At 57.0% G+C, this 12,736-nt stretch carries 13 protein-coding genes; 8 read left to right on the top strand and 5 right to left on the bottom strand.

Features of this window, described 5'->3' with window-relative positions; all coding sequences use genetic code 11:
• Positions 1-58 precede the first annotated feature (58 nt).
• Positions 59-1,279 carry an aspartate aminotransferase family protein gene (locus tag QE396_RS18825; RefSeq protein ID WP_181012657.1) on the top strand — a complete coding sequence of 407 codons (1,221 nt, stop codon included), beginning with the start codon at positions 59-61 and terminating at the stop codon, positions 1,277-1,279.
• On the opposite strand, the gene QE396_RS18830 is transcribed toward QE396_RS18825, so the two are convergent.
• Together QE396_RS18830 and crp are read right to left on the bottom strand one after the other, a co-directional pair.
• Positions 1,276-3,366, bottom strand: a complete 2,091-nt coding sequence (locus QE396_RS18830; RefSeq protein ID WP_309952671.1) for a YccS/YhfK family putative transporter — start codon at positions 3,364-3,366, stop codon at positions 1,276-1,278. The two genes, QE396_RS18825 and QE396_RS18830, sit on opposite strands and share 4 nt — an antisense overlap.
• Before the next feature lie 57 nt (positions 3,367-3,423).
• Positions 3,424-4,056, bottom strand: a complete 633-nt coding sequence (gene crp / locus QE396_RS18835) for a cAMP-activated global transcriptional regulator CRP (RefSeq protein ID WP_000242758.1) — start codon at positions 4,054-4,056, stop codon at positions 3,424-3,426.
• A gap of 311 nt (positions 4,057-4,367) precedes the next feature.
• On the opposite strand from crp, the gene QE396_RS18840 reads away from it, so the two are divergent.
• On the top strand, positions 4,368-4,772 hold the full coding sequence (locus QE396_RS18840; protein WP_025202873.1) for an OsmC family protein: 405 nt from the start codon (positions 4,368-4,370) through the stop codon (positions 4,770-4,772).
• Positions 4,773-4,838: 66 nt separating this feature from the next.
• Here the strand turns inward: QE396_RS18840 and QE396_RS18845 are convergent, their stop codons facing one another.
• The 3 genes from QE396_RS18845 to QE396_RS18855 are packed head-to-tail and all read right to left on the bottom strand — an operon-like array spanning position 4,839 to position 6,976.
• Positions 4,839-5,708: a phosphoribulokinase gene (locus QE396_RS18845; RefSeq protein ID WP_014171927.1), complete on the bottom strand. Its 870-nt coding sequence runs from the start codon at positions 5,706-5,708 to the stop codon at positions 4,839-4,841.
• A 30-nt stretch (positions 5,709-5,738) separates the two neighbouring features.
• On the bottom strand, positions 5,739-5,957 hold the full coding sequence (locus QE396_RS18850; RefSeq protein ID WP_003861664.1) for a YheU family protein: 219 nt from the start codon (positions 5,955-5,957) through the stop codon (positions 5,739-5,741).
• Entirely contained in the window at positions 5,954-6,976 is a 1,023-nt protein-coding gene (locus QE396_RS18855; protein WP_014171925.1) for a hydrolase, read from the bottom strand. Before QE396_RS18855 ends, QE396_RS18850 begins: the two co-directional genes overlap by 4 nt.
• 228 nt (positions 6,977-7,204) lie before the next feature.
• On the opposite strand from QE396_RS18855, the gene mdcA reads away from it, so the two are divergent.
• The 6 genes from mdcA (at position 7,205) to QE396_RS18885 (ending at position 12,734) form a co-directional block, all read left to right on the top strand.
• Positions 7,205-8,860 carry a malonate decarboxylase subunit alpha gene (gene mdcA / locus QE396_RS18860; protein WP_014171924.1) on the top strand — a complete coding sequence of 552 codons (1,656 nt, stop codon included), beginning with the start codon at positions 7,205-7,207 and terminating at the stop codon, positions 8,858-8,860.
• Positions 8,860-9,717, top strand: coding sequence for a triphosphoribosyl-dephospho-CoA synthase (locus QE396_RS18865; protein ID WP_020884594.1), 858 nt, complete (start codon positions 8,860-8,862; stop codon positions 9,715-9,717). The genes mdcA and QE396_RS18865 overlap by 1 nt, the downstream gene beginning before the upstream one ends.
• A gap of 9 nt (positions 9,718-9,726) precedes the next feature.
• A complete protein-coding gene (mdcC, locus tag QE396_RS18870; RefSeq protein WP_020884595.1) occupies positions 9,727-10,026 on the top strand; it encodes a malonate decarboxylase acyl carrier protein in 300 nt (99 codons plus the stop codon).
• Complete coding sequence (locus QE396_RS18875) at positions 10,019-10,852, top strand: biotin-independent malonate decarboxylase subunit beta (protein WP_014171921.1); 834 nt, start codon at positions 10,019-10,021, stop codon at positions 10,850-10,852. The genes mdcC and QE396_RS18875 overlap by 8 nt, the downstream gene beginning before the upstream one ends.
• Positions 10,852-11,652, top strand: a complete 801-nt coding sequence (gene mdcE / locus QE396_RS18880) for a biotin-independent malonate decarboxylase subunit gamma (RefSeq protein ID WP_032670503.1) — start codon at positions 10,852-10,854, stop codon at positions 11,650-11,652. The genes QE396_RS18875 and mdcE overlap by 1 nt, the downstream gene beginning before the upstream one ends.
• Before the next feature lie 122 nt (positions 11,653-11,774).
• Positions 11,775-12,734 carry an AEC family transporter gene (locus tag QE396_RS18885; protein ID WP_014171919.1) on the top strand — a complete coding sequence of 320 codons (960 nt, stop codon included), beginning with the start codon at positions 11,775-11,777 and terminating at the stop codon, positions 12,732-12,734.
• The last annotated feature ends 2 nt before the right edge of the window (positions 12,735-12,736 follow it).

Here is a 12,736-nt window from a genome sequence, read left to right on the forward strand (position 1 = left end):
TGCATATTTTGTGATTATATTTTCACAATCACTGTGACATAGAATGGATGGTCATGACATGGCAACTGAACAATCTGCAATTACCCGCGCGACATTCGATGAAGTCATTCTGCCGATTTATGCACCGGCTGAGTTTATCCCGGTAAAAGGGAAAGGCAGCCGAGTCTGGGATCAGCAGGGGAAAGAGTATGTTGATTTCGCCGGTGGGATTGCGGTGACGGCGCTGGGTCATTGCCATCCTGCGCTGGTGGAGGCGCTGAAAACCCAGGGGGAAACCCTGTGGCATACCAGCAACGTCTTTACCAACGAACCGGCGCTGCGTCTGGGCCGCAAGTTAATCAGCGCGACTTTCGCCGAACGCGTGCTGTTTATGAACTCCGGTACCGAAGCGAACGAAACCGCCTTCAAACTGGCGCGCTACTATGCCTCCACGCGCCACAGCCCGTACAAAACCAAAATCATTGCTTTCCACAACGCCTTCCACGGTCGCTCGCTGTTTACCGTTTCCGTCGGCGGACAGCCAAAGTATTCCGACGGTTTTGGACCAAAACCGGCCGATATTATCCATGTGCCGTTTAACGATCTCCATGCGGTAAAAGCGGTAATGGATGATCACACCTGTGCGGTGGTGGTGGAGCCGATCCAGGGAGAAGGCGGCGTAACGGCTGCCACGCCTGAGTTCCTGAAAGGGCTGCGCGACCTGTGCGATGAGCATCAGGCGCTGCTGGTATTTGATGAAGTGCAGTGCGGGATGGGCCGTACCGGCTCCCTGTTTGCCTACATGCATTACGGCGTGACGCCGGATATTCTGACCAGCGCCAAAGCGCTCGGCGGCGGCTTCCCGGTCAGTGCGGTATTAACGACGCAGGAGATTGCCTCCGCGTTCCACGTGGGTTCCCACGGCTCCACATACGGCGGCAACCCGCTGGCGAGTGCCGTCGCGGGTGCCGCGTTCGACATTATCAACACCCCTGAGGTTCTGAGCGGCGTCAACGCGAAGCGTGAGCTTTTCGTGAAGCATTTGCAGCAGATTGATGACCAGTATGACGTCTTCAGCGAGATCCGCGGGATGGGGTTACTGATCGGCGCGGAGCTGAAGCCACAGTACAAAGGCCGCGCGCGCGATTTCCTGCACGCCGCCGCCCATGAAGGGGTGATGGTGCTCAATGCCGGACCGGACGTGATGCGCTTTGCGCCGTCGCTGGTGGTCGAAAATCAGAACATTGAAGACGGGTTAAACCGTTTTGCCGCGGCGGTCGCGAAGATCGTAAACGCTTAAGACTCCGTTCGCGTTAAGCGACGGGTTAACCATATCCCGTGGTGAGGGCGCTGACGCCATGCTACCGACGAAATGGTGTGCATGGTGTTCAGATGCCCGAGAACGCGCTGCAGATGCTGCTCCAGGGTGCTCATTGGCCCGTGGGTGAGCGTCTCTGGCGCCTCCAGAATGTTCGAATCCCCTGACTCGCCAGGCGCGTCATACTCGAGTCGCTGCTGACACCGCTGCAGGGCAATCTCACACGACTGCAGGTAGCGCTGCGCCAGATCGGGCGTCAGCATCGTATGTTCCCGCGCCAGCGTGGTCATGGCGTTGATATGCTCAACGATAAACTGGCTGTGCGTCACCCAGAGCTTCATGTCCGCCAGATAGTGCGAGTTAAAGCCGGGCTCCTGCATGGCCTGATTCAGCGAGTTAAACAGGGCGTTATGCGCCTGGTTGACCTTCATCCGCTGATACGCCAGCGGAGAGGGCTGCGGGTCGTCGTCACTCAGGATCAGGCGAATGGCCTGCTGGTCGGCCTCCAGCGCATCATGGGCGTTCTGTCTGAGCAGCCCGCTTTGCCACTGAGGCCACAGCCAGACCATGCCGCCAAAGGCAATCAGGCAGCCGATCAGGGTATCGACCAGCCTGGCGATAATAAACTGCTCGCCGTTGAGCGTGAGCAACTGCAGGGTATACACCGCCGTTACCGTAAAGCCCACCATCGCCCAGCCGTAGTTTTTGCGGATGATCAGGTAGCTCACCATCGTGATCACCAGCATCCCTGCCAGCGTATAGCCTTCCGGCACGTGAAAGTGCAGCGTAACGCCCGCAATGATCAGCCCCGCCATCGTTCCGCCTGCCCGGTGCAGAATGCGCACCCGCGTCGCGCCATAGCCGTTCTGGGTGACAAACAGGATGGTCATTAAAATCCAGTACGGTTTGGGCAGATGCAGCGCCATGCCCATCAGGCTGGCAATGCTCAGCATCACGCTAATTCGCGCGGCGTTGCGCAGGGCAGATGATTTAAGGGAGAGGTAGCTTCTGAGCGCCGGCAGCAGCGGCAGGCGTTTTTGTTTGTCGGCCATCAGGTCGCGCGGATAAAGCGGACGCTGGGTTCGTAACACGCGGGCGATACGGCTGAAGTGCCAGGCGGCAAACTGACCCACTGGGTTGTCTTCATGCTGACGGGCAATCTTCTCCAGCGCGCCGAGCTGTTTGTCCATGTTAAAGCGCGTGGGGTAGCGGTGATACAGAATATCGTCAGCCAGCACCCGAAGGCGCGCGGAGACGGTTTGCGCGTTCCAGCGGATCACCGCTTCGGCATGGCTGCGCTCGACCAGTTTTTGCACCTCCTGCGGCTGGTGCAGGCTCACGGAGATATGCTCCTGTAAGTCCAGCCCCACCTGGAAGACGCGCAGCAGCCGCTTATATTCGTGGTTCTTATTGGCGGCGAGCATATGCAGCTGCTGATAACACTGGCTTATCAGGTCCACCACCTTTTGCTGACGCGTCAGCAGCGGCGGCAGTGATTTTTCTGGATCGGTATGCTGGGTGAGCAAGGTGTATTTGGCTTCACAGTAATCCGCCAGCTGCACGTAGAGCAGGCTCAGGGATTCCCGCAGCGGCTGTTCCCGCCACAGCCAGAACCAAAACCAGTTAAACAGCCCGTACCACAGCGTACCGAGGGCGTAGATCAGCAGCGGCTCCCACACCGGCATGTTGCCCGCAAGGCTCAGCGTGAAGATGGCGGCAATCAGCGACGCGGGAAGCAAACGCGCGTGCAGTGAGCTGATTTCAGCGGTTACGCCCAGGGTCATCGCCAGGACGGTGAGGATCAGCGGCAGCGGGATATCGCGGGCCAGCAAAAGCTGCACGGCGAGGCTACAACCCGCAAACAGCGAGCCGCCCACGATCAGCCGTTTGAAAAAGCGCTTATGCGGTGTATCCAGACCGGCAATGTTGCAGCAGGCGGGAACGAGAGAGAAGAGCAGACCTTGCTGAAGATGGCCCAGAATCAGGCCCACGGCCACAGGAAGGCACAACACCAGCGTTTGTCGCAGTGCGTAGTTAACTTCCGGGTGATAAATCAGCCTGCGCCACATGGGGAATAGAGACAAAAACGGCTTGACACCTTGCGATGGCACGCCGTTTTAGCGGAATTAACGCGTTCCGTAAACCACGATGGTTTTACCGTGTGCGGAGATCAGGTTCTGATCTTCCAGCATTTTCAGAATACGGCCCACTGTTTCACGGGAGCAACCGACAATCTGACCGATTTCCTGACGGGTAATTTTAATTTGCATGCCATCAGGGTGAGTCATCGCATCGGGTTGTTTCGCCAGATTCAGCAGGGTCTGAGCGATACGGCCGGTCACGTCCAGGAAGGCGAGGTTACCCACTTTCTCAGATGTCACCTGCAGACGGCGCGCCATCTGCGAAGAAAGACGCATCAGGATGTCAGGGTTAACCTGAATCAACTGACGGAATTTCTTGTAGGAAATTTCAGCCACTTCACATGCTGTCTTTGCACGAACCCAGGCGCTACGTTCCTGGCCTTCTTCAAACAGGCCCAGTTCACCGATGAAATCGCCCTGGTTCAGATAAGAAAGGATCATCTCTTTCCCTTCTTCATCTTTGATCAGCACTGCCACCGAGCCTTTGACGATGTAATACAACGTTTCCGCTTTTTCACCCTGGTGAATCAGCGTGCTCTTCGATGGGTACTTATGAATGTGGCAATGAGACAAGAACCATTCGAGAGTCGGGTCTGTTTGCGGTTTGCCAAGCACCATGCGCTGTTATCCTCTGTTATAAGCTGTCACCAGAGTCATAAGATGCATCCGGACTCTGGGGTTGCAATCGAATTCTTACCCATACCCTGGGAAGTCGGCTATCGTAACGTTTCGCAGCCAGTAAAGTTTGATGTCCTCTGCATACATGTGTAACGTCAATGTATTACTGTAGCATCCTGAGTGTTTTAGCATAGCTTTCGCCGCGTGTCTCCTGGTGTCTCGCTTCAGCATGACGCAGGTCGCCTTCCATTGCGAGAAATGTAACGCACGCGTAATCTGTCACCAAAAATGCAACGTTGGAGTGAGTGAATATGCAAGCGCGTGTGAAATGGGTTGAAGGTTTAACGTTCCTGGGCGAGTCCGCTTCAGGACACCAGATTTTGATGGATGGTAACTCCGGCGATAAAGCACCAAGCCCAATGGAAATGGTGCTGATGGCCGCAGGTGGATGCAGCGCAATTGATGTGGTGTCGATCCTGCAAAAAGGCCGGCACGATGTGACCGACTGCGAAGTAAAACTCACCTCAGAACGCCGCGAAGAGGCACCACGCCTGTTCACCCACATTAACCTGCATTTCATCGTCAGCGGGAAAGAACTGAAAGACGCGGCGGTCTCACGCGCGGTCGATCTTTCAGCGGAGAAATACTGCTCGGTCGCCTTAATGCTCGAGAAAGCGGTAAAAATTACGCATTCGTATGAAGTGATCGACGCCTGATATTGGGGGGCATCGTTCACCCCGATGCCCTCACCGAAGCCCTCTCCCACGCGGAGAGGGAAATCATCAGGCGATTTTCTTCCCTTCTATCAACCGCTGCACCAGCGGCATCATAATTAATTCCATTGCCAGCCCCATTTTTCCGCCCGGAACCACTAACGTATTCATGTGCGAAATAAACGAGCCCTGCAGCATCGCCAGCAGCCAGGGGTAATCAATGCCGTCGAGATTGCGGAAATGGATAACCACAAAGCTCTCATCCAGCGACGGGATACTTTTGGCCGCGAACGGGTTAGAGGTGTCCACTGTCGGTACGCGCTGGAAGTTGATATGCGTGCGGGAGAACTGCGGCGTCAGGTAAGTAATGTAGTCTTCCATGGAGCGCACGACGGAATCCATCACCGCCTCGCGTGAATGGCCGCGCTCGCTGATGTCACGCGTCAGCTTCTGGATCCATTCAAGGTTCACGATGGGCACCACGCCAACCAGCAGATCCACGTGACGCGCCACGTCATGCTGCGGCGTCACCACGCCACCGTGCAACCCTTCGTAAAACAGGACGTCGGTTGGTTCCGGCAGCGGTTGCCAGGGGGTAAAGGTACCGGGCACCTGGTTCCAGGGAACGGCTTCATCGTAGGTGTGCAGATATTTGCGTGACTGCCCCTTGCCGCTCTGGCCGTACTCCTGAAAGGTTTGCTCCAGCAGGCCGAAGTCATTGGCCTCCGGGCCGAAGTAGCTGATGTGTTTACCCAGATCGCGCGCCTTGCGGATAGCCATATCCATCTCCGGGCGCGTGTAGCGGTGAAAGCTATCGCCTTCGACCTCCGCCGCACGGAGATTCAGTTGGGCGAAAATCTTACGAAAAGCGAGGCTGGTCGTGGTGGTTCCCGCACCACTCGAACCCGTAACGGCAATAACCGGATGTCTGGCAGACATAGCAACTCCCTGACTGGAAAGGTTTAAAGATCAGCCATGAAACGCGTTGCGGGGCATGATATTGACCGTCTCATGCAGTTCAGACCATACCAGCACCACGTCGCCGCTTTTGAGCTGGCGCTTCACATCGTTGACCTTTTGCTCAAGCGAACGTTCATGTTCACCATAATCGGTACCTTCGCGCAAGACAAAGCTTTCAATCAGATTATCGAGCGTTTCGGGGGAGAGATCCTGCCACGGAATAATCATTTTGCACCGTCCAGATAAGGGGTAAGCCAGTCAGGAATACGCGACTCCAGCCACATTTTCGGGCGGCGCAACGTTCCACCGATGAACCCCACGTGACCACCATGCTCTGTCAGCTGGTAGTGAACGTTGGCAGGCAAAAATTCCTGCGCGGGGATAGAGTGATGATCCATAAACGGATCATCTTTGGCATGAATGATAAGCGTCGGTTGCGTGATCTTGCTGAGCAGCGGCATGGCGCTGCACTGACGATAGTAGTCAATCGCATCGGCAAAACCGTGAATTTTGGCGGTGATCAGATCGTCGAATTCGCGGATGCGACGGACCTTTTTCAACTGACGCAGGCTCACCGGCAGCGTATCCGGATAGGCCTTCAGCTTGCGCGCCGCGTTGGCTTTCAGCAGGTTGAGCAGGTAACGCTGATAGACCCGGGAAAAGCCTTTCTCCATATGGTAGCTGCACTGCTCCAGCATAAAGGGCGCGGAGACAATGACGGCCGCATCCAGCGGCACGGTGTCGCCCTCTTTTGCCAGCAGGCAGGCCAGCATATTGCCGCCCAGCGAGTAGCCCACGGCCGCTGTCGGGACGGTACCAAAGTTTTCCCGTAACCAGTGTAAAAACCAGGTGCCGTCTTCGGTTTCACCCGAGTGATAGATGCGCTTCTGGCGATTCGGTTCGCCGCTACAGCCGCGAAAGTGCATCACCACGCCGAGCCAGCCCCGCGCTTTGGCTGCCTGGATGAGCCCGTGTGCATAGGGGCTGTGCAGACTGCCTTCCAGACCGTGAAAAACCACCAGACGCGGCTTGTGGCGCGCCTGTTCTGGCTCTTCACTCCATGCCAGGTCCAGAAAGTCACCGTCCGGTAAGTCCAGCCGTTGCCAGTGCGGCGTAAACTGAACCTTACGGCGGATAAGTCGCGGCAGCATGGTCTGCAGATGGCAATTGGCCACGCCGCGCATGGGCACGAACTCGGTGCTGTCTTCGGCGATGATGTCGAAGTCTGATGGAATGATTTGGCTCATAACGGCGATGCTAATTCTTGTCAGTTATTTTCTGTTCTTTCCGAATTGTACCCCGTTTAGCCTGGTTTTCCGAAACATGAACTGATCTCGATCACAAATATTTACCTTGATTATTACTCTCAGGCTAATGATTCCGCCCTGCGCTTAATTGATGGCTTCCTCGCCACAGCGCACACTTTACTCAACGTTAAGCAAATCAGAATGATGTGCTGAATCAGGAGGTTAATAATGTTATCTGGGCAAACACCCACCCGGCAATGGAACACACGACGCACCGAGAAAGCGCGTCGTCTGGCCTCCGTACCGGTGCAGGGCAAGGTACTGCCAACCGGCGATCTTGTCGCCATGCTGGAAAAACTGATCGCGCCTGGCGACAAAGTCGTTCTGGAAGGTAATAACCAGAAGCAGGCCGATTTCCTTTCACGCTCGCTGGCTGAAGTGAACCCGCAAATCGTGCATGACCTGCACATGATTATGCCAAGCGTGGGCCGTAGCGAGCATCTGGATATCTTTGAGAAAGGTATCGCCCGCAAGCTGGACTTCTCCTTCTCCGGTACCCAGAGCCTGCGCATCTCGCAGCTGCTGGAAGATGGTCAGCTCGAAATTGGCGCTATCCATACCTACATAGAACTCTATTCACGTCTATACGTGGATCTCTCGCCAAACGTGGCGCTGATTGCCGGCTTTAAAGCGGACCGAAAAGGTAATCTTTATACCGGCGCAAGCACCGAAGATACCCCCGCGCTGGTGGAAGCGGCTGCATTCCATGACGGCATTGTCATCGCACAGGTGAATGAGCTGGTGGACGACGAATGCGACCTGCCGCGCGTTGATATTCCCGGCTCCTGGATTGACTTCGTGGTGGTGGCCGACAAACCGTTCTTTATCGAACCGCTGTTTACCCGCGACCCGCGTCTCATCAAACAGGAACATATCCTGATGGCGATGATGGCCATTAAGGGCATTTATGCGGAACATCAGGTGCAATCCCTGAACCACGGGATTGGTTTCAATACCGCGGCGATTGAACTGCTGCTGCCGACCTACGGTGAACAGCTCGGCCTGAAAGGCAAAATCTGTAAACACTGGACCCTTAACCCGCACCCAACCCTGATCCCGGCGATTGAAAGCGGCTGGGTGGAAAGCGTGCACTGCTTCGGCGGTGAGCTGGGGATGGAAGAGTACATTCGTGCACGTCCGGATATCTTCTTTACCGGTGCCGACGGCTCTATGCGTTCCAACCGCGCCTTCTGTCAGCTGGCAGGCCAGTACGCCGTTGATATGTTCATCGGCTCAACCCTGCAGGTTGACGGGTATGCCAACTCCTCAACCGTGACCCGTGGTCGTCTCTCTGGTTTCGGCGGTGCGCCAAACATGGGCCATGACCCGCATGGTCGTCGTCATGCCACCCCGGCCTGGCTGAACATGATCACCGAACCTGATCCGATGCAGCGCGGTAAAAAACTCGTCGTCCAGATGGTGGAAACCTTCCAGGCAGGCGTGAAACCGACCTTTGTGGAAAAACTCGATGCTGTTGACGTTGCGAAAGCGTCCGGGATGCCTCTGGCTCCGGTCATGATCTACGGCGACGACGTGACACATGTGCTGACGGAAGAGGGGATTGCTTACCTCTATCGCGCAGAAAGTCTTGAAGAGCGCCGGGCGATGGTTGCGGCCGTCGCGGGGATCACCGATATCGGTCTGGGCGTCGATGCCAAACGTGTGGCGCAGTTGCGCCAGAGCGGCAAAGTGGTTTACCCGGAAGATATGGGGATTCGCCGCACCGATGCCACCCGTTCTCTGCTGGCAGCAGGCAGCGTGTCAGACCTGGTTGAATGGTCTGGCGGTCTTTACAACCCACCTGCGAAATTCCGGAGCTGGTAATGAAACTTCTGCCCCAGATTCAGGTTGAAGGCGGTGCCGAATGGCTGGCGCGAACCGCCACGCAGTGTCTGATTGACGAAGCACAGTTAAGCCCGAAACCTGGTCTGGTGGACAGTCGGGGGAACGGCGCGCACCACGATCTGTCGCTCGCGTTGATGGAGCGTTCCGCGCGCAGCCTGACCCCCACGTTTCAGGCGCTGGCGCAACACAGCTGGCAGCGTCCGGCGGATATTGCGCTCAGGCAAACCATAGGGCGGCTCGGCCGTGAAGGTGAGCAGCAGATGATGGCGGCTACCGACGGTGTAAATACCCACCGCGGCGCGATTTGGGCGCTGGGGCTGCTGGTCAGTGCCGTGGCGATGCTCGGTGGCGATGCCAGCGCGCAGGCGGTAGCGAATACCGCGGCACAGCTGGCGAAACTGCCCGATGACGCGGCACCGAAAGTGTTCAGCAAAGGGCTACGCGCCACGCGCCGCTACCGGGTTCCGGGCGCACGTGAAGAGGCTCAGCAGGCATTTCCACACGTGATGCAGCGTGCTCTGCCGCAGCTTCGTCTGAGCCGTCTTAACGGCAGCAGCGAAACGTACGCAAGGCTCGATGCGCTGATGGCCATCATGACGTCGCTTACCGACACCTGCGTGCTGTCGCGCGCCGGGATGGCGGGGCTGGAGGCCATGCAGAACGGTGCGCGTGCGGTGCTGAGCGCCGGAGGATGCGCGACATCCGCAGGCCAGATGGCGCTGGCGAGATTAGACCGTCACATGCTGGCACTCAATGCCTCACCGGGCGGAGCAGCCGACCTGCTTGCCGCCACGCTGTTTCTCGATCGCATCGAAACGCCTTATTCAAAGCATTAAGAGGATGTTATGGAAAAAATCACATTAACCATGCCAGCGAGCCGCGCGTTAAGCGGCAAAGCGCTCGCAGGGGTTGTTGGTTCCGGGGATATGGAGGTGCTGTTTGCCGCCGAACCGGGCCAGACGTTAACCATTGATATCACCACGTCCGTCGACAACAGCCGCGGTCGCTGGGAGGCGTTGTTCAACCGCCTGCACACTGTCAGCAGCCTGCCTGCAGGAAAACTGACGATCCACGACTTTGGCGCGACGCCGGGGGTGGCACGCATTCGTATCGAACAGGTTTTTGAAGGGGTGAGCCATGCGTGATGATCGGAGTTTTATTGAATTAAAAGCTCGCCAGCGTGCGCAGGCATTGCTGGACGACGGGAGCTATCGCGAACTGCTGGATCCTTTTGAAGGCATTATCTCCCCGTGGCTGGGGCCGCAGGGCATCGTTCCTCAGGCCGATGACGGCATGGTGGTCGCCAAAGGCACCCTCAACGGTCAGCCTGCGGTAGTGGTGGCGATCGAAGGTGCGTTCCAGGGCGGCAGCATGGGCGAAGTGTCCGGCGCCAAAATGGCGGCCGCGCTGGAGCTGGCGGCAGAAGATAACCGCAACGGGATCCCGACGCAGGCGGTACTGTGTCTCGAAACCGGCGGCGTGCGTCTGCAGGAAGCCAACCTGGGCCTGGCGGCCATTGCCGATATTCATGCAGCAATTGTTGACCTGCGCCGTTACACCCCGGTGGTCGGGATTGTGGCCGGGACCGTGGGCTGCTTCGGTGGGATGTCTATCGCTGCTGCACTGTGCAGCTACCTGATTGTCACCCGCGAAGCGCGTCTCGGTCTGAATGGTCCTCAGGTTATCGAGCAGGAAGCGGGGATTGAAGAGTATGACTCCCGCGACCGTCCGTTTATCTGGAGCATGACCGGTGGCGAAGTCCGCTATGAAAGCGGCCTGGTAGATGCACTGGTTGGCGATGGCGTGAATGCGGTGAAAGCGGCGATGAACGACGCGATTGCCAAAGGCGTGCCTGCAAAACATCGCACCGATAACTATGACGATTACCTGAACCGTCTGACGAATTTCGACACCCGCAAACAGGCCGATGCCGAACAGATTAAAGCGCTCTTTGCCCGGGAGGTGAAATGATGACTAACTCAGTAAGCCGTGGCGAACTCTGGCTGCAAACGCTCGCGCCGAACGCCAGACGCCTGGAAGGGTTATGCCCGTCCGTACAGGCGGCCGATGGTGAACTTAACGGTGAAACGGTACGTTTTGTTGCCGTGGTACCGGATGCCAACAACCACTTCCCGCGCGCGGCGAAAGGGGAAGTCGGTCTGCTGGAAGGCTGGACGCTGGCAAAAGTGGTGAGCGAAACCGTTGCCGCCGATGCCAACAGCGCCGTGAAGCGCCCGATCGTGGCGGTGATTGACGTGCCAAGCCAGGCCTATGGCCGTCGTGAAGAGGCATTTGGTATTCACCAGGCGTTGGCCGGCGCGGCGGCGGCCTATGCTAACGCGCGTCTGGCCGGCCATCCGGTGATTGGGCTTATCGTTGGTAAAGCGATGTCCGGCGCGTTTCTGGCGCACGGGTACCAGGCAAACCGCCTGATTGCCTTTAACGATAAAGGCGTGCTGATCCATGCCATGGGTAAAGAGTCTGCGGCGCGTATTACGCTACGTACCGTGGACGCGCTGGAAAAACTGGCGGCAACGATCCCGCCAATGGCCTATGACATCAGCAACTACGCCACACTGGGGCTGCTTTCCAACCTGCTGGACATCAGCAACCCGGATGCCCCTTCTGAAAACGATCTGACGCAGGTGAAAACCACGCTGCAACAGGCCATCCATGACGCTCGTCAGGACAACACCCTGAAAAACCGTCTCGGTGCTGACAATCGCCGCAGCTCTGCCCTCGTACGCGAACGCATGCGGGCAAGCTGGTAAGTAAAAAGAGACCTGCCAGATGCACTCCCCGCGGACGTAACCGTTACGTCCGCGCGGGAACCTGCATCCTGAAAATAATAATCATCGCGCCAGTGCTTAAACTTTTTTACTACAGGTGAATTATGACTTACGTAATTGTTCATGCTCTTGCACCGATTTTCGTCATCATGCTGCTGGGATTCTGGGCCGGTAAGGCAAAGATGGTCGATAACAAAAATGTCTCCCTGCTTAATATCTTCGTCATGGATTTTGCTTTGCCTGCCGCGCTGTTCAGCGCTACGGTGCAAACCCCGTGGACCGGCATCGTAGCCCAGTCACCGCTGATTCTGGTGCTGACCCTGGCGATGTGGATAACCTACGCGGCCATTTACTTCCTCGCGACCAGCGTCTTTAAAAAATCCCCGCAGGATGCCGCCGTGCTTACGCTGACGGTTGCGCTGCCAAACTATGCCGCGCTTGGCTTGCCGATTCTGGGCAGCGTGCTGGGTGAGAGCTCTTCAACCTCACTGTCCGTGGCGGTCTCTATTGCCTGTGGTTCGGTACTGATGACGCCGTTCTGCCTGCTGATTCTGGAACGTGAAAAAGCGCGTGCCGAAGGCAATAACTCCGGTTCAACGCTCTCGATGCTGCCGGTGCTGATGTGGCGTTCGATTAAAAAACCGATTGTGATGGGTCCCCTGCTGGGTGTGATTTTGTCTGCTATCGGCATCAAAATGCCTGAACTTGTTCTGGCCGCCATTAAGCCACTGGGCCTTTCTGCAACGGCTGCCGCGCTGTTCCTGACCGGGGTGATCCTTTCTGCGCGTAAGCTGCAGATCAACACCATGGTGATTACCTCAACCGTAGCCAAGCTGCTGATCCAGCCTGCGATTGCCTGGGGTATCGTTCTGATCTTCGGTCTGCACGGCTCCGTGGCGATCACCGCTATCCTTATGATTGCGCTCTCTGCCGGTTTCTTCGGCGTGGTGTTCGGTAACCGCTTTGGCGTGCAGTCTCCGGATGCGGAAGCGGTGCTGCTGTTAAGCTCGGTACTGTGTATCCTGTCGCTGCCACTGTTTATCTCGCTGACTTCAGGAATGTAATT

The sequence above is a fragment of the Enterobacter sp. SORGH_AS_0287 genome, assembly GCF_031453695.1.
In the GTDB taxonomy this organism is placed as follows: Bacteria; Pseudomonadota; Gammaproteobacteria; order Enterobacterales; family Enterobacteriaceae; genus Enterobacter; species Enterobacter ludwigii.